The following is a 20023-nucleotide window of genomic DNA, read 5'->3' on the forward strand; positions in this document are numbered from 1 at the left end:
GAATGAAAATGACGAAAGTACTGCATACTGACAATGCTCCAGCAGCAATCGGCCCTTATGTTCAAGGTGTTGACCTAGGCGGCATGGTAATGACTTCAGGTCAGATCCCTGTAAACCCAGAGACAGGCGAAGTGTCTTCTGATATTGCAGAGCAAGCGAGACAGTCTCTAGAGAACGTAAAAGCTGTGGTTGAATCATCAGGTCTAACTGTTACTGACATCGTTAAGATGACGGTATTCGTTAAAGACCTAAATGACTTCGGTACAGTCAACGAGGTATACGGTAAGTTCTTCGACGAGCATAACGTAGCAAACTACCCTGCTCGCTCTTGTGTAGAGGTTGCTCGTCTTCCAAAAGATGTAGGCATCGAGATCGAAGCGATTGCAGTTCGCAAATAAGACGATCTGCTTTTGCGAATGACTAAAAAGGGAGCCTCGGCTCCCTTTTTTCTTGTTTAGTTTTTCGCGCCGTCAGCGGCATTTCTTGCGTCGACTTCTTCATCCAAGTCTTTCAGCTTCGCTTCCATCTGACTACGACAAAGCTCTGCAAGTTCGCGCACATTAGACTTACTGTATTGTGATGTATCCACTGGTGGTAGCATCTCAATAATAACGTGACCGTTATTCCAACGATTCAGTTTTACCTTATCTTGAGTCGTGCTACATACAATAGGAATGATGGGGGTCTCAGCGCCAATCGCGGCATGAAAAGCACCGGTCTTAAATGGCAGTAAACCACGTCCGCGTGAACGCGTCCCTTCAGGGAACATCCATACTGACAAGCGAGTTTGCTTCATCTTATCGACCACCTGATCAATCGTGCCCATGGCTTTTGAGCGGTTAGCTCGGTCAATCAAGATATTACCCGTTAGCCAATAAAGCTGACCAAACAGTGGTAACCAAAGCAGACTTTTCTTACCTACTGTTACTACGTTTGGGGTCACCGCAGAAGATACAGTAAACAGATCCCATGAGTTCTGGTGATTAGCGATATAGGTTGCCTGACCACGCTTATAAGCATCTTCAGGAAGACGCAGTTCCAACTTGATACCAAATACGCGGTGCATTGCGCCAAAGTAGCGACCAAATCTAAATACGTGTTTTGGGTTTCTAGGGCTAAATAGGCAGTAGCCACAGCCAAACACAAACATCAGTACAGCAAAAATTGCGACCATAAATATGCGCAGTAAAGCAATCATTGTTTCATTCCTAGCGATATCCTTCGCAGTTATATGGTTATACCCGACATATCCAAATCTCGGGGACATTATTCTTTAAGAAGGTTGCGGCCCATGTTGACCTAGGGCTAATTGCATAAGCCCGCAGACAATAGCGGTATTTAGCCCTACAAGTCTACCAAATAAAAAAGCCGAAACCATATGGTTTCGGCCTGAAATAGCATCTAAATAACCTAATTAGTCACTAAACCTTTCGATATTGGCACCCAGCAAGCTGAGCTTATGTTCAATGCGATCATAACCACGATCAATGTGGTAAATACGATCGACGATTGTTTCGCCCTTAGCGATGCAACCTGCAATCACCAAACTCGCTGATGCACGAAGGTCTGTTGCCATAACCTGAGTACCACTTAGCTCATCACTATCACCACAAATCACTGTGTGGCCTTCGATTTCTGCTTTTGCGCCCATACGCTGCAGTTCAGGCACATGCATGAAGCGGTTCTCAAAGATGGTTTCAGTAATGACACCGCCACCTTTAGCCATCATGTTAAGCAGAGTAAACTGCGCTTGCATGTCGGTCGGGAAACCTGGGTGTGGGGCTGTACGAACAGTGATAGCCTTAAGCTCACGACCTGTCATATCAGCAGAGATCCAATCTTCTCCGGTTTCAACCTTAGCGCCCGCCTCTTCTAGCTTCGCTAAAACGGCTTCGAGCAAAGATGCACGAGTATTGCGACACACGACCTTGCCACCTGACACAGCAGCAGCCACAAGGAAGGTACCGGTTTCGATGCGATCAGGAACAACGGTATGCTCACCACCACCAAGACGCTCTACACCCTCGATAGTAATCGTATCCGTGCCTGCACCCGAGATTTTTGCACCTAAAGTATTTAAAAACTCAGCGGTATCAACAATCTCAGGCTCACGAGCCGCGTTGTCCAAAACCGTAGTGCCTTCTGCTAGTGTTGCTGCGCTCATAATGGTGATAGTAGCGCCTACGCTCACTTTATCCATTACGATGTGTGAGCCCTTTAAGCGCCCATCAACCTTAGCTTTCACATAGCCATCTTCTAGAGTGATTTCTGCGCCAAGATGCTCAAGCCCCTGAATGTGCAAATCCACAGGGCGTGCGCCGATAGCACAGCCACCCGGCAGACTCACTTGGCCTTCGCCAAATCTTGCCACTAGTGGGCCCAACGCCCAAATTGATGCACGCATGGTTTTTACTAGCTCATAAGGAGCACAGAATTCGTTGATGCCCGATGAATCTACCTGCAAAGTGGTGGTATCGCCATCGCGTGATGCTTTTGCACCCAACTGCTGCAGCAGTGCCATGCTTGTATCGATGTCACGCAGTTTAGGTACGTTGTGCAGCGATACAGGCTCTTCTGCTAAGATCGCAGAGAATAAAATAGGTAAAGCCGCATTTTTAGCGCCAGAAATCGAAACCTCACCACTGAGTGGTGCCGACGATCCAGTTACTCGAAATTTTTCCATTACTTATCCTTAAAGCGACATAAGTTTTTTATCGCGCTGCCACTCATCAGGAGTAAAAGCTTTGATTGATACCGCGTGGATATCATTGCGTTGGATGTATTCCATCAAAGGTGCATAGATAAGCTGTTGCTTCTTAACACGACTCATACCGTCAAAAGATTCGTCAACGGCAATGACCTCATAGTGGCTACCTTCGCCTTTCACATGAATTTCTGCTAGCTGCAACGCGTCGTCGAGCAATTTCTTAACTTGTGTACTATCCACTTTTACCCTCAATCTCGATTTCTATATGCCCCGCCAGTAACGGCATTGCATTACTTACTTCAAATAGTGTAAGCAGTTTATTTGGTACAGATCGCAACATTATATGGCAGTTACAATTTTTTGCATGTTCAATTAAGTGCAGAATGAGTGCCATTGCCGCAGAATCGGAATTTAGCACCTCATTTAGGTTGATTTCTAGCCGCTCTGCACTTGGGGACCATTGCAATATCTGCTGCCAAAGCTGCGGAACACTGTTTCTATTTAACACACCACTAATCTCGGCATGCTGTTCATCAATGACGATCCAAGACGCTGTAGTGCTCATTATTTTGCAGGCTCATAGCGAATTGGAGTCTTAGCAAGCCTTGCTAGCTCTTCTGTTACCGCAGGAAGGCCATCACTACGGATCTTTCCGCCCCACTCGGATTGCTTGCTGGATATCAGACTGACACCTTCAGCCACCATATCAAAGGCTTGCCACTCGCCGGTTTTCTTATCTTTACGCCACTTAAATTCAATCTTAATCGGTGGGCGATCACCTTGCACAATTTCAACCGGAATAGACACGATACGTTGGTCAGCTCTTATAGGTTTAGATTTTGAGTAATTAATCTGTTGGTCTTTGTATTGGGTAAGCACCTGTGCGTATGAGGTGACCAAATACTCACGAAAGGCCACCAAGAAGTCAGCCACTTCGGCTTTATCAGCTTTTTTCAGGTAACTCCCTAATACCTTTAAGCCTGCATAACGGTCATTAACGTACGGCATTAGCTCTTCTTCTACGACAACTTTAAGTTGGTCTGGAGATTCTCTTAATTGCGTCTGCTCATTTTTGAGTCTGTCAAACGTATTGCTCCCAACTTGCTCCATCATCTGATACGGCTGAGTTTTATCAATAGTTGCGCCCAAGACAATCGGCGAACAAAGCATTAAAATCAATGAGATAAATCTAAGAATGCATTTCATACTTATTCTCCTGAGCCATCACCAACGCTATATAAGAACTGTCCAATCAAATCCTCAAGCACCAGTGCCGATTTAGTATCCTCTATCAGGTCACCATCTGCGAGTAAGTCTACATCCTCGTCAATAAAGCCAGGTATCAAGCTAATGTATTGCTCCCCTATTAGGCCTGAGGTCAAGATATGTGCACTTGAGGTATCAGGAAAATGACCATAGTTTTCGCCAATCGAAAGGGTCACTATGGGAGTATAGTACTCGGTATCTAAGCTAATATCCGATACTCGCCCTACCACTACCCCACCGACCTTGACCGGGGAGCGCACCTTAAGGCTACCTATATTGTCGAAATAAGCTCTTAACTTATAGCTGTCTTGGCTTCCTATTGACTTTACATCAGCAACCTTCAGCACCATAAATAGCACCGCTATGATGCCAAGGATCATAAAACTACCGACCCAAAACTCTAACTTCCTTGATTGACTCATACTTAACTTCCAAACATTAATGCGGTAAGCACAAAATCTAGCCCCAATACGGCTAGAGATGAATGCACTACTGTGCGAGTAGTTGCTTGACTGATGCCCTCTGAAGTAGGCACTGCGTCATAGCCATTGAACAAAGCAATCCAAACCACGGTAATAGCAAATACCAAAGACTTAATGAGGCTGTTGCCAATATCTCTGCCTAATTCCACAGAAGACTGCATTGCTGACCAAAAACTTCCGTGGTCGATGCCCTTCCAATCAACACCCACAAACTGGCCACCTAAGATGCCAATGGCAATAAAAATCATAGTAAGTAGTGGCATCGATATCACACCGGCCCAAAATCTTGGATTAATGATGCGTTTTAGTGGATCGACAGCCATCATCTCTAGGCTTGATAACTGTTCTGTTGCCTTCATTAAACCTATTTCAGCGGTCAACGCTGAGCCCGCACGCCCAGCAAACAGTAGAGCAGTGACCACAGGACCCAACTCTCGCAATAGCGACAAGGCAACCATCTGCCCCAAGCTGCCTTCTGCACCATAATCGACGAGCACGACATAACCTTGAAGGCTCAACACCATGCCGATAAACAGCCCTGACACCATAATGATGGCCAAGGATTGCACACCAACCGAGTGAAGCTGCTTGATCAGCAGAGGGAAGCTTTTTAACGGCTCAGGTTTACTAAACAAAGCACCGAGCATCATAAAGGTCGCTCTACCAAAAGAGCGGCTTAGCCTCACTCCTGAAGCGCCAAAATCAGCCACCTTGTTAACCACTTTAGACATCATCGCAGAAACAAGTCCTTTTCTAATTGCTGTGATGGAAACGCAAAGGGCACCGCACCATCCGCATTGCCTTGCAAAAACTGCTGAACCCTTGGATCGGCGCTTTGCTCAATCTCTAACGGGTTTCCTTTGGCTATGATCTTCTTATCCGCCATCAAATACACATAATCCGCGATACTCATTACCTCAGGTACATCATGCGAAACCACGATAGAGGTAATGCCCAAGGCTTGGTTGAGCTTTTGAATCAACTCCACCAGCACCCCCATAGTAATAGGGTCTTGCCCCACAAAAGGTTCATCGTACATGACCACTTCAGGGTCCAGCGCTATTGCTCGAGCTAGAGCCACTCTTCGCGTCATACCTCCAGACAGTTCGCTAGGCATTAAGTCTGCAGCACCTCTCAAACCAACCGCTTCCAACTTCAAAAGTACTATGGTGTGAATGAGCGACTCGGGCAAAGTCGTATGCTCACGAATAGGAAAGGCGACGTTGTCAAAAACGGTCAGGTCGGTAAACAGTGCCCCCGACTGAAACAGCATGCTCATTTTCTTTCGGGTTTGGTATAGCAACCCTCGGCTCAGCGCTGGAATATTACGGTCTTCAAACCATATCTCTCCGCTATCGGGCTGAATCTGCCCACCAATGAGCTTCAATAGTGTGGTTTTACCAATGCCCGACGGTCCCATAATTGCCGTGATCTTCCCTTCTGGAATCGACAGACTGATGTCATCAAAAATCACCCTATTGCCACGCGAGAAGGTGACATTATTGAGAATGATTTTGGGATTTGGTTCAGCCATCGACACTCCTTGTCCAGACTCTGTACGCGCAAAATATTAAAAAGGTTGAATAAATCAGTTAGTTGCTCGACTTAATCATAGGAATTTTATTAGACTTATGTGTAAATAATTTGTCTAAAATCTTCCCTTTTTGACAGCTTAACGTCAAAATCACTGTTTAACTCGCATCAATTAATAAAGAGTCCACTAATGATCGTAGCGATTTGTCTTCTTATCGTTGGCTTAATCTTGCTGGTATGGAGTGCCGATAGACTGGTATTCGGTTCCGCAGCCCTGGCCAGAAACTTCGGGATTTCTCCACTAGTCATCGGTATGACCATTCTTGCCATGGGCTCTTCTGCTCCTGAAATGATGGTATCTGCAACGGCGGCTCTAGAAGGTAAAACCGATACTGCGGTAGGTAACGTGCTGGGCTCTAACATCGCAAACATCGCCCTTATTCTCGGTATCACTGCGCTAGTTAAACCACTTTCAGTAAGCTCTGGCGTATTGCGTCGCGAACTGCCTCTAATGATAGGTGTGACCTTGGTTGCCGGCGGCATCATGTGGAACCACTACCTAGGTTTTATGGAAGGTGTATTGTTGGTCGTGTTGTTTGCCGCATTCATCATCACCATGCTACGTATCTCGCGCGCAGAGAAGCTCAAGGGCGATACCATGATCAGCGAGCAAGAGTCTGAAGTACCCGATGGCGTAGAAAATAAAAAAGCCATTTTTTGGGTCGTTGTGGGTCTTATCGTCTTGCCTATTTCAGCAGATCTACTGGTCAACAATGCTGTCATCATTGCCAAGTACTTTGGCATGAGTGATTTGGTTATCGGCCTGACGATTATCGCAGTGGGTACCAGCCTTCCTGAGCTAGCGGCTTCTCTTGCCGGTGTGATGAAAGGCGAAGATGACATGGCAGTGGGTAACATCATCGGCTCAAATGTATTTAATATTCTTGCTGTAATGGGTATTCCAGGCCTTCTTAATCCATCATTCCTCAACGAAGACGCGATGAACCGTGATTTTTGGGTGATGCTAGGCGTTTCTTTGCTATTAGTGGTGATGGCGCTCGGTAAGTCCAGAAGCATCAACCGAATCGAAGGTAGTATCCTGTTCCTGTTATTCATCGCCTATCAAGGCTACTTGATCATGAACGTATAAAATTGAACATCAAAGGAATCAACCGTGTCTTCAAAATTTGACTATCAAAAAGCTGCACAAGAAGTTCTAGATATAGAAATTGCAGGACTGACTCAGCTGTCTCAATATTTTAATGCCGATTTCAATCGTGCCTGTGATGCCATATTAGAAAACAAGCACGGCAAGGTTGTGGTAATGGGTATGGGTAAATCTGGCCATATTGGTAACAAGATTGCAGCCACATTGGCAAGTACGGGCACCTCTGCCTTTTTTGTTCACCCAGGAGAAGCAGCACACGGCGACCTTGGTATGATTGCTCAAGGAGATATCGTTATCGCTATCTCCAATTCTGGTGAATCTTCTGAGATTTTATCGCTGTTTCCAGTATTGAAGCGTCTGAACATTCAGATCATCAGCATGACAGGTAAGCCAAACTCAAACATGGCTAAACTGGGTGATATTCACCTGTGTATCGCCGTTCCTCAAGAAGCTTGTCCTAGAGAGTTAGCACCAACGAGCAGCACAACCGCTACCTTGGTGATGGGCGATGCCTTAGCTATGGCTCTGATGCAGGCGAGAGGCTTTACCGCTGAGGACTTTGCACTGTCTCATCCGGGTGGTGCACTGGGTCGCAAGTTGTTATTAAAATTAGAAAACATTATGCACACTGGCTCAGCAGTTCCTAAAGTTAAAGCAGGCGCTTTGATTAAGGATGCCCTGATTGAAATCAGCCAAAAAGGCTTAGGCATGACGGCCATTGTTGATGATCAGGACAAAATCCAAGGCATATTCACCGATGGTGATTTACGACGCCTTTTAGATAAGCGTATTGACATTCACAGCACTAAGATTGGTGATGTAATGTCAAAGAATCCAAGCTTTGCCTCGCCATCTCTATTGGCGGTTGAAGGGTTGAATATGATGCAAGAACGCAGCATCACAGCCTTATTACTATGTGAAGACGACAAACTGGTTGGTGCTCTCAATATGCACGACCTTCTTAAAGCCGGAGTAATGTAATTCATGACTGAAATGGTCAACTCTCTATACGGTCCAGTTTCAACATCTGTTTTTGCCATAGCAAAAGAGATAAAACTACTCATCTGTGATGTGGATGGCGTCTTTTCTGACGGCCTTGTTTACATGGGCAATGATGGCGAAGAATTAAAAACCTTTCACACCCGAGATGGCTATGGTGTGAAGTCGCTGATGAACGCAGGAATTGAAGTCGCCATCGTTACTGGTCGCAAATCGCAAATCGTTGAAAACCGTATGCGCGCTTTAGGTATATCTCTTATCTATCAGGGCCAAGATGACAAAATCAAAGCCTACAACGACATCGTAGATAAGTTAGGTATTCAACCAGAACATACCGGATACATCGGTGATGACCTGATTGACTGGCCTGTAATGGATAAGGTTGCTCTCAAGGTATGCGTCAATGATGGACACCCATTATTGGTTCAGCGTGCCAACTACGTCACCAAGATTAAAGGCGGACACGGCGCAGTGCGCGAAGTCTGCGATCTCATCCTAGAAGCTAGGGGTGAACTTGAGCAACACAAAGGCTTGAGTATATGACGGGTTCTCGCATTTTTCAGATAGTGCTAATCGGAGTCATCTGTTTTTCCGGTTACTACTTACTGACAAATCAAGAACAAATGGTCATTCAGGTGGAGCCGAGTGCCGAACTGCCTATGTTTACAGGGCGATTAGTGACGAATACCAATTATGACCTAGAGGGTATTCGTAATTACAAGATCACCTCAGAGAAGCTCGAGCATTATGCCGACAGTGGTGATACCTTATTTGATAACCTCGTGATGTATGTGTATCGTGAGGGGATTGTCGAAGAGTGGCAAGTAGTTTCAGATAAAGCCGTTTTAGATAAAAATCATCACCTGACGCTGGAAGGTAATGTCATTGCGACCAACTTACTGCCCGACGCCAGCTTTGAAACATTAACTACAGACAAAATGACAATTGAACTGGACACCAAAGACTTCAACTCTGACGTTCAAGTTACTCTAGAAGGGCCACAGTTTGTGAATATTGGCCAAGCACTAGAGGGCAACCTGGATGACAATGAAGCGGTGCTGTTCAATAGTGTACAAGGGATCTATGAAAACTCTCAGCCTTAGTCTTTTACTAGGAATATTGCTGTCTCCTGCTGCTCTCGCGCTATCAACAGATTCAGAGCAACCGGTTTACATCGACTCAGACAGTCAGCACCTCGACATGAAGAGCAACAAAGTGACCTTTATTGGCGATGTAAAAATGCGCCAAGGAAGCATCAATGTTGAGGGCGATAAAGTCATTGTTTTCCGTAATCCAGAAGATGGCTCAATCAAAGAAATCGAAGCCTATGGAGAGCTAGCTAAGTTCTCTCAACTTACTGATGACGGTAAAACCATTCGCGGTCACGCAGAAGAGCTCTACTACAACATGTCTGAAGACCAATTAACCATGGTCAAGCAGGCGATGCTGGCTCAGGATGACAGTACAATTAATGGTCAGCGCATCGTATACCATATTACTACCGAGAAAATGATCGCCGAAAGTGGCGAGGGCTCTCGAGTTTCAACGGTATTACAGCCACAGCCAAAAGAGAAGAAATAGTCAACCTATGGCAATACTCAAAGCTGAACACCTAGCGAAAAGCTACAAGAACCGCAAAGTGGTTGCTGACGTGAGTCTGCAAGTAGAATCAGGACAAATCGTGGGTCTATTAGGGCCTAACGGTGCGGGTAAAACGACATCGTTCTACATGATTGTAGGCCTAGTGGCTCGCGATGAAGGTCAGATCCTCATTGACGATCAGGACATTAGTATTCTTCCTATGCATAGCCGCTCAAGAATGGGTATCGGCTATTTGCCTCAAGAAGCTTCCATATTCAGAAAGCTTTCTGTTGAAGATAACATCTATGCCGTATTGCAAACTCGCAACGAGATATCCAAGCAAGAGCGAGACGAGAAGCTAGAAGAGTTGCTCGACGAGTTTAATATTCAGCACATTCGCAAGAGTAACGGTATGGCACTTTCTGGTGGCGAACGTCGCCGTGTAGAAATCGCTCGAGCGCTAGCTGCAAATCCACAGTTTATCTTGCTAGATGAACCCTTTGCTGGTGTTGATCCAATCTCTGTTATCGATATCAAAAAGATCATAGAACATTTACGAGACCGTGGCCTAGGTGTACTCATCACTGACCACAACGTTCGTGAAACATTAGACGTATGTGAACGCGCCTACATTGTTAGCCAAGGACACCTAATAGCAGAAGGAACCCCTGAGCAAGTCCTAAGCAACGACCAGGTTAAGAAAGTTTACCTTGGTGAACAGTTCCGTCTGTAGACGGTTCGTTTCGGGCGACTCATTATCATGAAAGCGGCATTACAACTCAAATTTGGTCAGCAGCTCGCTATGACCCCTCAGTTGCAGCAAGCGATTAGGCTGTTGCAACTGTCGAGCCTTGAGCTTCAGCAAGAGATTCAGGAAGCCCTAGATTCCAATCCACTTCTTCAAGTTGTAGAAGACAACAATCAAACCGAAGAAAAAACAGATTCCTCACAAGACACATCGACAGAAAACGCCACTGAAACGAGCGCTCAAGATAGTGCAGAACTGATGGCATCTAATTCCATTGGTGAAGACTTGGCGATGGACACTTCATGGGAAGACGTTTACAGCTCTAATTCAGGTAATACGGGTATCGCAGCGGATGATGAATTACCCATTTATCAAGGCGAGACCCAAACCAGCTTGTATGACCATCTGTTATGGCAATTGGAGCTCACTCCCTTTACCGAAACAGACCATGCCATTGCAATAGCCATCATCGATGCTATCGATGACAGAGGCTTTCTAACCCTTACCACTGCTGACATTACCGCGAGCTTGTCTCTTCCCGACATCGAAGAAGATGAAACTATCGCAGTGCTTAAACGCGTTCAACAATTTGAACCTTTAGGGGTGGGTTCGCGTAACCTACAAGAGTGTTTGTTACTGCAGCTTAATGCTCTCCCTGACGATACTCCGCGTAAGCAACAGGCTTGCGAGATCTTAGAAAACTATATCGAACATTTAGCCAATCGCGACTACAAAATGATCGTTAAAGAAACTAAGCTCAAAGAGAGTGATTTGATCGCGGTTTTACAGCTAATTCAGCAACTCGATCCGCGACCGGGAAGCCAAATTGGTGAAAACGACATCGAGTACGTGATACCTGATGTTAATGTGATAAAAGTGAATGGTAAGTGGACGGTATTTCTCAATAACACGAGTACACCTAAACTAGAAGTTAATCAGCATTACGCGACCATTACCGGTGCAAATAGCGATGACAATCAATACATCAAAGACCAGCTTCAAGAAGCAAAGTGGCTCATTAAGAGTTTAGAGAGTCGTAATGATACTCTGCTCAAAGTTGCTAGATGCATTGTCGAGACTCAACAAGAGTTTTTCGACAAGGGCGAAGAAGCCATGCAACCGATGATATTGAACGACGTTGCGCAAGCTATTGATATGCACGAGTCGACTATTTCACGTGTCACAACTCAGAAATATATGCACACACCGCGTGGTATTTTTGAGCTAAAATATTTCTTCTCAAGTCACGTCAGCAATGATGAAGGTGAGGACAAGTCCTCGACAGCTATCAGAGCATTAATCAAAAAATTGGTAGCCGAAGAGAACAGTGCTAAACCATTGAGCGATAACAAAATTGCCACCCTACTCGCTGAACAAGGGGTGAAGGTAGCGAGACGCACCGTGGCAAAATACCGTGAATCACTGGGTATTGCCCCGTCGAGTCAGCGAAAACGCCTAGTTTAGGCATCACTAGAAGGAACGCTTATGCAAATCAATATCAAAGGCCATCATGTAGAGCTTACAGAGTCACTTCAAGAGTACGTTGATACCAAGTTTCAAAAATTAGAGCGTTTCTTCGAGCACATCACCAATGTGCACGTGATCTTAAAACTCGAGAAAGTTAATCATATCGCAGAAGCCACATTACACGTTAGCCAAGGCGATATTCATGCAGCAGCAGAAGAAGACAACATGTACGCTGCTATCGATGCACTAGTTGATAAGCTAGTACGCCAGCTGACCAAGCATAAAGAAAAGTTAAGTAATCACTAACCATGCAAATTAATGAAGTATTGTCGTTGGACTGCACTAAAAGTGCAGTCCATTGTACGAGTAAGAAGCGCGCACTAGAACTCATCAGTCAAATCGCAGCCACACACACAGGTCATGATTCAACGGACCTGTTTGAATGCATGCTGGGCAGAGAAAAGCTAGGTAGTACCGGTATTGGCAATGGCATTGCTATCCCTCACGCACGTATGAGTAATTCAGACAAGGCGATTGCTGTGCTCCTGCAGTGTGATGAGGCCATTGAATTTGATGCCATCGATAATCGTCCGGTTGATCTGTTGTTTGCGCTACTTGTTCCTGAAGACCAGTGCAAAGAACACCTTAAAACCCTTTCTTGTATGGCTGAACGCCTTAACGACAAGAAAATCCTCAAACAACTTCGTCATGCCAAGTCCGACGAAGAACTATTCGAGATCATGATCTCTGAATCGATTGAGTGTCCAAAGGGATAAATAGATGTCCGAACCACGCCAGCTAGTTGTTGTCAGCGGTAACTCCGGTGGTGGCAAGAGTGTTGCCTTACGTGCTCTAGAAGATATTGGCTACTACTGTGTTGATAACCTTCCGGTAACGCTGCTTAGCGCTTTTGTTGATGGTCTGAGCCCACAGCAAAGAAAGGTTGCAGTCAGTATTGATATTCGCAACCTACCGACAAATCCAAGTCAAGTTGCTGCTGTACTGACAACCCTTGATGATTCGGTTCAGGTAACCGTCTTGTATCTCGAAGCCAATGAAGAAACGCTGGTTAAACGATACAGCGAAACTCGAAGGATTCACCCGCTCTCTCTCGTTGAAGATTCACGCTCATTGCAGCAAGCCATAGTAGAAGAGAAGCGACTGCTCTCCGCACTTAAAGAGCAAGCTGACCTGGTCATCGATAGCAGTAAGCTTTCTATTCATGAGCTGAGCGAGATGGTGCGTAAACGCATTCTAGGTCGCGATGGCCAAGAGTTGGTCATGGTGTTCCAATCCTTTGGTTTCAAGCACGGCCTGCCCTCAGATGTCGATTATGTGTTTGATGTACGATTCCTACCGAACCCTCACTGGGAACCAGAACTTCGCCCTCTTACGGGTTTAGATAAGCCCATTCAAGACTACTTGTTTGGCTTTGAGGATGTGGTTGAACTCAAGGGTCAGATACAGGCCTTCATCGAGCGTTGGCTACCCTCTTTAGAAAAGAATAATCGTAGTTATCTTACTGTGGCTATAGGTTGTACTGGCGGTAAACATCGTTCCGTTTTTCTAACTCAGCAAATCGGTGAACACTTCCTAAAACAAGGCCAACACGTACTGATTCGTCACAACGAATTGGAGAAAGGCCAATGACAGAATCTCGCACCCTGCTTATCGTTAATAAGCTAGGCTTGCATGCGCGCGCTGCCGTTAAACTGGTCGAATTGGCACAAAGTTTCGATGCTAAGGTCAGCGTTCATAACGAAGAAAGCAGTGCTGAAGCAGACAGTGTAATGGCCTTATTGATGCTTGAGTCTGCTCAAGGTGAGCACGTAACAGTCACGGCCGATGGTGCTGAGGCATCGCAAGCTCTGAACGCCATCTGCTCGCTTATCGAAGGAAAGTTTGAGGAAGACGAATAGTTTTCGCCCACTCAAGTTAATTTTATCTTTTAGCTCTAATAACTTATTAACCCCTTGAATAAAATAAGCTAATATCCTTCTATTAAACTATTCAGTGAACAAAAATCTAACGGAGGCAAATAATGGCGGAACAGATCGAGTTTGATCAAGCCCACCAAACGCTCCAAGAAGTTAGTGATGCACTGGATAATGGTCGCTTTGTCTTCGTACGACGCCAACTGCAAGGTATGGAGCCGGAGGATATTGCTCACCTCCTCGAAGCCTCTCCAAGAAAAAGTCGTGAAGTCTTATGGCAACTCACCGATCCTGAAGATTACGGTGAAATCCTTGATGAGCTAAGCGAAGATGTAAAAGATAACCTCGTCTCTAAAATGGCCCCTGGTAAGCTTGCAGAAGCAACCGAGGGTATGGATACCGATGATGTTGCCTACGTACTTCGAAGCCTACCTGATGACGTCTCACAGCAAGTTCTAGGTCAAATGGATGCGGCAGATCGACTTCGTGTCGAGAAAGCCCTCTCTTACCCAGAAGATACTGCTGGCGGTATCATGAATACCGACGTAACCACTATTCGTGATGATGTCGATATTGACGTAGTTCTTCGCTACATGAGAATGAAGGGCGAACTGCCAGAGGCAACAGATACCTTATATGTTATTGATAGTGATGACCGACTCATCGGTAACTTATCTCTAACAACACTACTGACCACTCAGCCCGACATTCCTGTCATTGATGTAATGGAAGATGCCGATGAGGCTATCTCCGTAGACCTCAGTGATACCGATGTCGCTAGCCTGTTTGAACGTCGAAACTGGGTATCAGCCCCTGTTGTCGATGAGAATCAACATCTGGTCGGTCGTATCACCATCGATGACGTAGTTGATATCATTCGTGAAGATGCCGAGCACTCGATGATGAGTTTGGCGGGTCTCGATGACGACGAAGATACCTTTGCCCCGGTAGTAAAATCAGCGCGCCGTCGAAGCGTATGGCTAGGGGCGAATGTTCTAGCCGCATTGGCAGCAGCTTCTGTTTCGAACATGTTTGAGGCAACCCTCGAACAAATGGCCGCGATTGCTATCTTAATGACTATCGTGCCATCAATGGGCGGTGTTGCGGGCAACCAAACCGTGGCATTGGTTATTCGTGGCTTGGCATTGGGTCATATTGGTGACAGTAACCGAAAAGAACTATTGATGAAAGAGGCTGCCATAGGCTTCTTGAACGGCATTCTATGGGCGCTGATCATCGGTGCGATTGTGGTATTCTGGAAGGGTGATTGGGTGCTAGGCATGATCATCTCCGCCGCTATGCTAACCAACCTATTTATCGCTGGCGTCGCCGGTGTAACTGTACCTATTGTGCTGAAGAAGATGAATATCGACCCTGCGCTCGCGGGTGGTATGGCTTTGACTACCATTACGGATGTTATTGGACTATCGGTGTTTCTTGGATTGGCGACGGTGTTTTTGCTTTAGCAGAATTAAAGCTGACAGCTTTAAGCTATCAGCAATAAAAAAACGAGCCAAACGGCTCGTTTTTTTGTTTCTAATTAGCGGGTTTAAGCGCCTGCCACCTTCATCGATTCAATGAGCATCGAACCGGTTTGGATTTGAGAGCGGGTCTCCACATCGTTGCCTACGGCAACAATTTTCTGGAACATATCTTTTAGGTTACCGGCGATAGTGACCTCGGATACAGGGTATTGAATCACGCCATTTTCTACCCAGAAGCCAGCCGCACCGCGAGAGTAGTCACCGGTTACGCCGTTAACACCTTGGCCCATCAATTCAGTGACCAAGAAACCTGTGCCTAGCTCTTTAAGCATGGCTTGATAATCTTGACCTGTAGATTGAACAAACCAGTTGTGAATACCACCAGCATGTCCTGTGGTAGTCATGCCCAGTTTACGAGCGGAATAGCTGGTGAGTAGATAGGTCGCAAGCTTACCATCTGTGATGATATCGTAGTCTTTAGTCTGAACACCTTCGCTATCAAACGGCGTTGATGCCAATCCACGTAGCAGGTGTGGCTTCTCGTTAACATTGAACCATTCTGGCAATATTTGCTTGCCTAGGTGATCAAGTAAGAATGACGACTTACGATATAGACTACCACCGCTGATCGCACTGACTAGGTGGCCCATCAATCCAGTTGCTACTTCTGCAGCAAACATAATTGGGTATTCACCGGTTTCAATCTGGCGAGCATCGAGACGGTCTACGGTTCTTTGCGCGGCCTTCAAGCCCACTTCTTTCGCTGACCAAAGGTCTTCAGCACGACGAGCCACACTGTAGCTATAGTCACGCTCCATATCGCCCGTAGCACCCGCGCCAATCACACAGCAGCTCACACTATGACGACTCGATGGGTAGCTTGCTAATACGCCATGAGAGTTACCGTACACTCGAATACCATAGTGGGTATCGTAGCTTGCACCGTCACTTTGCTTGATCTTATCGCTGTAGCTAAGAGCGGCTTCTTCAGCCTCAATAGCGATTTGTGCAATTTGATCAGGGTTAGGTTCATAAGGATGGAAAAGATCTAGGTCTTGTACCTCTTTGACCATAAGCTCTGCAGGAGCGGGTCCTGCACACGGATCTTCAGAGGTATACTTGGCAATATCTAGGGCTGCAGCCACGGTTTGAGCGATGGCTTTCTCACTCAAATCAGAGGTAGAGGCACTTCCCTTCTTTTGACCTCGGTAAACTGTGATACCCAGAGCACCGTCGCTGTTAAACTCGACGTTCTCCACTTCACACATACGAGTGGATACACTGAGACCGGTAGATTTGTTGATCGCAACCTCAGCACCATCGGCTTGAGCAGAGGCTAAACTCAATGCTTTTGAGACAGCTTCTTCTAATTCTACTTTTTGTTGGGCAATTTGTTGTCTAGCGTCCATAGTTAAATCAAATATTTGCAGGCAATAAAGGTTAGAATAACAAGCTTTTCGCATTCTCCCCACTTTGTTTGGTAAAATAAACGACATAAAGCGAAATACGCATTAAGAATTGAGTAACTAAGAGCAGATTATGGCCAGAAAAAATCAGAAAGCCCCTTGGGAAGAAGAAGAGGAAATCATTTGGGTAAGTAAAACCGAAATGAAAGAGGACATGGAAGCCTTGCAGAAACTCGGTGAAGAACTAGTAGAATTGAAACCTTCTGTACTAGAGAAGTTTCCACTACCTGATTCCCTTGCCGACGCAATTAAAGATGCTCAACGCTTCAATAAAGAAGCAAAGCGTCGCCAATTGCAGTTCATTGGTAAGCTAATGAGACAAATTGACGTCGAGCCAATTCAAGCTGCGCTCGATAAGCACCACAACAAACACTCACAAGCATCAGCAGAGCTACACAAGCTAGAAGCGTTGCGTGACCGCGTTGTAGAAAATGGCGACTCAGCCATTGAAGAAGTGCTGAATCAGTTCCCATCAGCAGACAGACAGCGCCTGCGCCAGTTATCACGCCAAGCGAACAAAGAGAAAAAAGCGAGCAAGCCACCTAAGGCTTATCGTGAGATCTTTCAGCTGCTGAAAGAGTTGAACGAAGAAGCTTAATACGCCAACTGGCGCCCTGAACTTGATTCAGGATCTTCGGTATAACCTTGGGTAATGCTTATAAAGAAATGGTAAAGTTCTGCACTGCCCAAGATTCTGGATAGTCGCTAGGCGACTTCCAGAATGACGTGATTGTAGCTACAAAATGCCATTAAACGTCGTCATCCTAGAAAGTTCGGAGAACTTATCTAGGATCTTAGAGAGTGCCTAACCCAACCATGTGCACTCTAAGGTTCTGGATGAATGCTTTGCATTCTCCAGAATGACGTAATTTGGTTTATTAAGAGTATATACAACTCTACTCAGTACCACCCACAGTAATACTGTCTAGCTTCAATGTAGGCTGGCCAACACCAACAGGGACACTTTGTCCTGCCTTGCCGCACACGCCAACACCCTTATCGATCTGTAGGTCATTGCCGACCATAGAGACTTGTTGCATCGCTTCAATACCAGAGCCAACCAAAGTTGCGCCTTTCACTGGACGAGTGATTTTACCGTCTTCAATCAAGTAGGCTTCCGAGGTTGAGAACACAAATTTACCTGACGTAATATCAACCTGGCCACCCGCAAAGCTTGGGGCATAAATCCCCTTCTTCACGGTAGAGATGATCTCTTCCGGAGTATGTTGACCCGGCAGCATGTAGGTATTGGTCATGCGAGGCATTGGAAGATGAGCAAACGACTCACGACGGCCGTTACCCGTAGGTGCTACCCCCATCAAACGAGCGTTAAGCTTATCTTGCATGTAGCCCTTCAGAACGCCGTTCTCAATCAGGGTATTGTATTGTCCTGCAACGCCTTCATCATCAATATTCAATGAGCCACGGCGATCTGTCATGGTGCCATCATCAACGATAGTACAAAGATCTGAGGTTACCTTTTCTCCCACTTTTCCAGAGAAAACAGATGACTGCTTGCGGTTAAAGTCACCCTCTAGACCATGCCCAACCGCTTCGTGCAGTAGCACTCCTGGCCAGCCCGCACCCAGTACTACGGGCATAGCACCTGCAGGTGCCGCATCTGACTCTAGATTCACAAGAGCAAGACGGATTGCTTCATCAGCCATGTGTGTCGCTACTGTCTTGTCACCGTCCATGTCTAGGAATCGCTGATAATCGTAACGACCACCACCACCTGATGAGCCGCGCTCACGGCGCTCTCCCCGCTGAGCAAGCACACTGATAGAGAGACGTACTAGTGGACGAATATCGGTGGCATAGGTGCCATCGGTTGCTGCGACTAGCACCTGCTCATAGACACCACTAATGCTGATATTCACCTCAGAAACCAACGGCTCCTTAGTGCGAATATAAACGTCTAGCTCTTTAAGCAGATCGATCTTTTGTTGTTTCTCAAGACTTTGAAGCGGGTTTACTCCAGAGTAGTGCTGGTTAGAGTGATGACGAGAAAATGCCTGCACTTTCGCTGTTTGGCCTTGCTTTGCAATACCACGAGCGGCAATCGCACTTTGTTTTAAGCTATCAGCCTGAATTTGGTCAGAATAAGCAAATCCAGTTTTTTCACCGCTCACGGCTCTAACGCCAACACCCCTATCGATATTAAACGAGCCATCTTTAATAATGCTGTCTTCTAAGACAAGAGTTTCATGCCAACTGGATTGGAAATAGACATCCGCGTAATCGATATCTCGAGTAGCGATCATAGAAAGCGTATTGTTGACGTCCTGCTCAGTAAGGCCTGTAGGGGCCAGCAGTTCTTGTTCTACTTGTTCAATAGTCATAATCTACTCTTTATCCTCATTGTTTATGAGGTTAGAAATTTTCTGATGTGAAGCAACAGGCATCGCCTTGCGAACCTTCTCCACTTGATGTAATTCGATTTCGGCTACTAGGTTGCATGGGGTCGTAGCTCCTTGAGTGACGACTTTACCCCACGGGTCAATTACCATAGAGTGCCCCCACGTTTGTCTGTTGGCTGAGTGATAGCCACACTGCCCAACGCCAACAACCCAAGCTTGATTTTCTATGGCTCTAGCGCGAAGTAATATTTCCCAATGTGCCTCTCCAGTGACTGCTGTAAAAGCAGCAGGTACCAGAATAATATCGGCACCTTGCTCACGCAAAATGTTGTAGAGATGAGGGAATCTTAGATCATAACAAATAGAAAGCCCTAACCTTCCTACGGGAGTATCAATCACTTGGGGCTGTGTACCATGAGAAAAACAATCAGATTCTCTATAGCTACCATGCTCATCTTCAACTTCAACATCAAATAAATGCATCTTGTTGTAATGAGCCACTAGCGCTCCATTGTCATCAAACACTAAGCACGCAGAATAAAGATGAGTGGCGTTGCTTCGTATAGGAAAAGAACCAATCACCAACCATGTTTGCAACTCTTTTGCTAGTTGCGCCAATTTGGATTGAATTGGGCCAGAGTTCAGCTCTTCTGCGATCACTTGATACGCTAGTGCATTGTCAAACAGCAAGCTATTCTCTGGTGTTACCACCAACTGACAGCCTTGTTTGACTAAGTCTCTCAACTGTTGCTCAATGAATTGCAAATTCTCAGTGACATCGTTACCCGATGTCATCTGGATCAAACCTATCCTTGGTGCATCCATCAT

25 protein-coding genes are annotated in these 20023 nt (G+C 45.9%); 14 read left to right on the plus strand and 11 right to left on the minus strand.

Features of this window, described 5'->3' with window-relative positions; all coding sequences use genetic code 11:
- Positions 1 to 8: 8 nt before the first annotated feature.
- Entirely contained in the window at positions 9 to 398 is a 390-nt protein-coding gene (locus A6E01_RS11370; RefSeq protein WP_017028811.1) for a RidA family protein, read from the plus strand.
- A gap of 56 nt (positions 399 to 454) precedes the next feature.
- Here A6E01_RS11370 and A6E01_RS11375 read toward each other — a convergent pair whose 3' ends face one another.
- The 8 genes from A6E01_RS11375 to mlaF form a co-directional block, all read right to left on the minus strand.
- Entirely contained in the window at positions 455 to 1198 is a 744-nt protein-coding gene (locus tag A6E01_RS11375; protein WP_017028812.1) for a 1-acylglycerol-3-phosphate O-acyltransferase, read from the minus strand.
- Between the two features lie 216 nt (positions 1199 to 1414).
- Complete coding sequence (gene murA, locus A6E01_RS11380; protein ID WP_017243823.1) at positions 1415 to 2683, minus strand: UDP-N-acetylglucosamine 1-carboxyvinyltransferase; 1269 nt, start codon at positions 2681 to 2683, stop codon at positions 1415 to 1417.
- Positions 2684 to 2692: 9 nt separating this feature from the next.
- Positions 2693 to 2947 carry a BolA family iron metabolism protein IbaG gene (gene ibaG / locus A6E01_RS11385; RefSeq protein ID WP_017028814.1) on the minus strand — a complete coding sequence of 85 codons (255 nt, stop codon included), beginning with the start codon at positions 2945 to 2947 and terminating at the stop codon, positions 2693 to 2695.
- Positions 2940 to 3272 carry an STAS domain-containing protein gene (locus tag A6E01_RS11390; RefSeq protein ID WP_017028816.1) on the minus strand — a complete coding sequence of 111 codons (333 nt, stop codon included), beginning with the start codon at positions 3270 to 3272 and terminating at the stop codon, positions 2940 to 2942. Before A6E01_RS11390 ends, ibaG begins: the two co-directional genes overlap by 8 nt.
- Entirely contained in the window at positions 3272 to 3913 is a 642-nt protein-coding gene (mlaC, locus tag A6E01_RS11395; RefSeq protein WP_065210248.1) for a phospholipid-binding protein MlaC, read from the minus strand. The genes A6E01_RS11390 and mlaC overlap by 1 nt, the downstream gene beginning before the upstream one ends.
- 2 nt (positions 3914 to 3915) lie before the next feature.
- Positions 3916 to 4395, minus strand: coding sequence for an outer membrane lipid asymmetry maintenance protein MlaD (gene mlaD / locus A6E01_RS11400; RefSeq protein ID WP_017028818.1), 480 nt, complete (start codon positions 4393 to 4395; stop codon positions 3916 to 3918).
- 2 nt (positions 4396 to 4397) lie between these two features.
- Positions 4398 to 5186, minus strand: a complete 789-nt coding sequence (gene mlaE / locus A6E01_RS11405) for a lipid asymmetry maintenance ABC transporter permease subunit MlaE (RefSeq protein WP_237334521.1) — start codon at positions 5184 to 5186, stop codon at positions 4398 to 4400.
- Positions 5186 to 5989, minus strand: a complete 804-nt coding sequence (gene mlaF / locus A6E01_RS11410) for a phospholipid ABC transporter ATP-binding protein MlaF (RefSeq protein WP_017028820.1) — start codon at positions 5987 to 5989, stop codon at positions 5186 to 5188. Before mlaF ends, mlaE begins: the two co-directional genes overlap by 1 nt.
- Positions 5990 to 6178: 189 nt before the next feature.
- Here mlaF and A6E01_RS11415 point away from each other — a divergent pair, with 189 nt between their 5' ends.
- From A6E01_RS11415 to mgtE, 12 genes are all read left to right on the plus strand, one after another.
- A complete protein-coding gene (locus tag A6E01_RS11415) occupies positions 6179 to 7138 on the plus strand; it encodes a calcium/sodium antiporter (protein WP_017028821.1) in 960 nt (319 codons plus the stop codon).
- A gap of 24 nt (positions 7139 to 7162) precedes the next feature.
- On the plus strand, positions 7163 to 8137 hold the full coding sequence (gene kdsD, locus A6E01_RS11420; RefSeq protein WP_017028822.1) for an arabinose-5-phosphate isomerase KdsD: 975 nt from the start codon (positions 7163 to 7165) through the stop codon (positions 8135 to 8137).
- A gap of 3 nt (positions 8138 to 8140) precedes the next feature.
- Entirely contained in the window at positions 8141 to 8698 is a 558-nt protein-coding gene (gene kdsC / locus A6E01_RS11425) for a 3-deoxy-manno-octulosonate-8-phosphatase KdsC (RefSeq protein ID WP_017028823.1), read from the plus strand.
- Positions 8695 to 9258, plus strand: a complete 564-nt coding sequence (gene lptC, locus A6E01_RS11430; RefSeq protein ID WP_017028824.1) for an LPS export ABC transporter periplasmic protein LptC — start codon at positions 8695 to 8697, stop codon at positions 9256 to 9258. Before kdsC ends, lptC begins: the two co-directional genes overlap by 4 nt.
- The gene (gene lptA / locus A6E01_RS11435) at positions 9239 to 9736 is read left to right on the plus strand and encodes a lipopolysaccharide transport periplasmic protein LptA (RefSeq protein WP_017028825.1); all 498 of its coding nucleotides are present in this window, start codon (positions 9239 to 9241) and stop codon (positions 9734 to 9736) included. The genes lptC and lptA overlap by 20 nt, the downstream gene beginning before the upstream one ends.
- 7 nt (positions 9737 to 9743) lie before the next feature.
- On the plus strand, positions 9744 to 10469 hold the full coding sequence (gene lptB / locus A6E01_RS11440; protein ID WP_017028826.1) for an LPS export ABC transporter ATP-binding protein: 726 nt from the start codon (positions 9744 to 9746) through the stop codon (positions 10467 to 10469).
- Positions 10470 to 10496: 27 nt separating this feature from the next.
- Positions 10497 to 11948, plus strand: a complete 1452-nt coding sequence (locus A6E01_RS11445; RefSeq protein WP_017028827.1) for an RNA polymerase factor sigma-54 — start codon at positions 10497 to 10499, stop codon at positions 11946 to 11948.
- 21 nt (positions 11949 to 11969) lie between these two features.
- Complete coding sequence (gene hpf / locus A6E01_RS11450) at positions 11970 to 12257, plus strand: ribosome hibernation promoting factor (RefSeq protein WP_017028828.1); 288 nt, start codon at positions 11970 to 11972, stop codon at positions 12255 to 12257.
- A gap of 2 nt (positions 12258 to 12259) precedes the next feature.
- Positions 12260 to 12727, plus strand: coding sequence for a PTS IIA-like nitrogen regulatory protein PtsN (ptsN, locus tag A6E01_RS11455; RefSeq protein ID WP_017028829.1), 468 nt, complete (start codon positions 12260 to 12262; stop codon positions 12725 to 12727).
- Between the two features lie 4 nt (positions 12728 to 12731).
- Positions 12732 to 13601, plus strand: coding sequence for an RNase adapter RapZ (gene rapZ / locus A6E01_RS11460; protein WP_017028830.1), 870 nt, complete (start codon positions 12732 to 12734; stop codon positions 13599 to 13601).
- Positions 13598 to 13870, plus strand: a complete 273-nt coding sequence (locus A6E01_RS11465) for an HPr family phosphocarrier protein (protein WP_017028831.1) — start codon at positions 13598 to 13600, stop codon at positions 13868 to 13870. The genes rapZ and A6E01_RS11465 overlap by 4 nt, the downstream gene beginning before the upstream one ends.
- 122 nt (positions 13871 to 13992) lie before the next feature.
- The gene (gene mgtE / locus A6E01_RS11470) at positions 13993 to 15351 is read left to right on the plus strand and encodes a magnesium transporter (protein ID WP_017028832.1); all 1359 of its coding nucleotides are present in this window, start codon (positions 13993 to 13995) and stop codon (positions 15349 to 15351) included.
- Positions 15352 to 15434: 83 nt separating this feature from the next.
- On the opposite strand, the gene pmbA is transcribed toward mgtE, so the two are convergent.
- On the minus strand, positions 15435 to 16778 hold the full coding sequence (pmbA, locus tag A6E01_RS11475; protein ID WP_026012900.1) for a metalloprotease PmbA: 1344 nt from the start codon (positions 16776 to 16778) through the stop codon (positions 15435 to 15437).
- 130 nt (positions 16779 to 16908) lie between these two features.
- On the opposite strand from pmbA, the gene yjgA reads away from it, so the two are divergent.
- The gene (gene yjgA, locus A6E01_RS11480) at positions 16909 to 17433 is read left to right on the plus strand and encodes a ribosome biogenesis factor YjgA (RefSeq protein ID WP_017032864.1); all 525 of its coding nucleotides are present in this window, start codon (positions 16909 to 16911) and stop codon (positions 17431 to 17433) included.
- A gap of 298 nt (positions 17434 to 17731) precedes the next feature.
- On the opposite strand, the gene tldD is transcribed toward yjgA, so the two are convergent.
- The gene (tldD, locus tag A6E01_RS11485) at positions 17732 to 19177 is read right to left on the minus strand and encodes a metalloprotease TldD (RefSeq protein WP_017028835.1); all 1446 of its coding nucleotides are present in this window, start codon (positions 19175 to 19177) and stop codon (positions 17732 to 17734) included.
- 3 nt (positions 19178 to 19180) lie between these two features.
- Complete coding sequence (locus A6E01_RS11490) at positions 19181 to 20023, minus strand: carbon-nitrogen hydrolase family protein (RefSeq protein ID WP_371935989.1); 843 nt, start codon at positions 20021 to 20023, stop codon at positions 19181 to 19183.

The sequence above is a fragment of the Vibrio breoganii genome (assembly GCF_001677275.1).
Taxonomy (GTDB): Bacteria; Pseudomonadota; Gammaproteobacteria; order Enterobacterales; family Vibrionaceae; genus Vibrio; species Vibrio breoganii.

Coding starts and splice junctions, on each gene's coding strand:
- A6E01_RS11370 (WP_017028811.1), top strand. CDS start 9: ATGACGAAAGTACTGCATACTGACAATGCTCCAGCAGCAATCGGCCCT.
- A6E01_RS11375 (WP_017028812.1), bottom strand. CDS start 1,198: ATGATTGCTTTACTGCGCATATTTATGGTCGCAATTTTTGCTGTACTG.
- murA (WP_017243823.1), bottom strand. CDS start 2,683: ATGGAAAAATTTCGAGTAACTGGATCGTCGGCACCACTCAGTGGTGAG.
- A6E01_RS11390 (WP_017028816.1), bottom strand. CDS start 3,272: ATGAGCACTACAGCGTCTTGGATCGTCATTGATGAACAGCATGCCGAG.
- mlaC (WP_065210248.1), bottom strand. CDS start 3,913: ATGAAATGCATTCTTAGATTTATCTCATTGATTTTAATGCTTTGTTCG.
- mlaD (WP_017028818.1), bottom strand. CDS start 4,395: ATGAGTCAATCAAGGAAGTTAGAGTTTTGGGTCGGTAGTTTTATGATC.
- mlaE (WP_237334521.1), bottom strand. CDS start 5,186: ATGTCTAAAGTGGTTAACAAGGTGGCTGATTTTGGCGCTTCAGGAGTG.
- mlaF (WP_017028820.1), bottom strand. CDS start 5,989: ATGGCTGAACCAAATCCCAAAATCATTCTCAATAATGTCACCTTCTCG.
- A6E01_RS11415 (WP_017028821.1), top strand. CDS start 6,179: ATGATCGTAGCGATTTGTCTTCTTATCGTTGGCTTAATCTTGCTGGTA.
- kdsC (WP_017028823.1), top strand. CDS start 8,141: ATGACTGAAATGGTCAACTCTCTATACGGTCCAGTTTCAACATCTGTT.
- lptC (WP_017028824.1), top strand. CDS start 8,695: ATGACGGGTTCTCGCATTTTTCAGATAGTGCTAATCGGAGTCATCTGT.
- lptA (WP_017028825.1), top strand. CDS start 9,239: ATGAAAACTCTCAGCCTTAGTCTTTTACTAGGAATATTGCTGTCTCCT.
- lptB (WP_017028826.1), top strand. CDS start 9,744: ATGGCAATACTCAAAGCTGAACACCTAGCGAAAAGCTACAAGAACCGC.
- A6E01_RS11445 (WP_017028827.1), top strand. CDS start 10,497: ATGAAAGCGGCATTACAACTCAAATTTGGTCAGCAGCTCGCTATGACC.
- hpf (WP_017028828.1), top strand. CDS start 11,970: ATGCAAATCAATATCAAAGGCCATCATGTAGAGCTTACAGAGTCACTT.
- ptsN (WP_017028829.1), top strand. CDS start 12,260: ATGCAAATTAATGAAGTATTGTCGTTGGACTGCACTAAAAGTGCAGTC.
- rapZ (WP_017028830.1), top strand. CDS start 12,732: ATGTCCGAACCACGCCAGCTAGTTGTTGTCAGCGGTAACTCCGGTGGT.
- A6E01_RS11465 (WP_017028831.1), top strand. CDS start 13,598: ATGACAGAATCTCGCACCCTGCTTATCGTTAATAAGCTAGGCTTGCAT.
- mgtE (WP_017028832.1), top strand. CDS start 13,993: ATGGCGGAACAGATCGAGTTTGATCAAGCCCACCAAACGCTCCAAGAA.
- pmbA (WP_026012900.1), bottom strand. CDS start 16,778: ATGGACGCTAGACAACAAATTGCCCAACAAAAAGTAGAATTAGAAGAA.
- yjgA (WP_017032864.1), top strand. CDS start 16,909: ATGGCCAGAAAAAATCAGAAAGCCCCTTGGGAAGAAGAAGAGGAAATC.
- tldD (WP_017028835.1), bottom strand. CDS start 19,177: ATGACTATTGAACAAGTAGAACAAGAACTGCTGGCCCCTACAGGCCTT.
- A6E01_RS11490 (WP_371935989.1), bottom strand. CDS start 20,023: ATGATGGATGCACCAAGGATAGGTTTGATCCAGATGACATCGGGTAAC.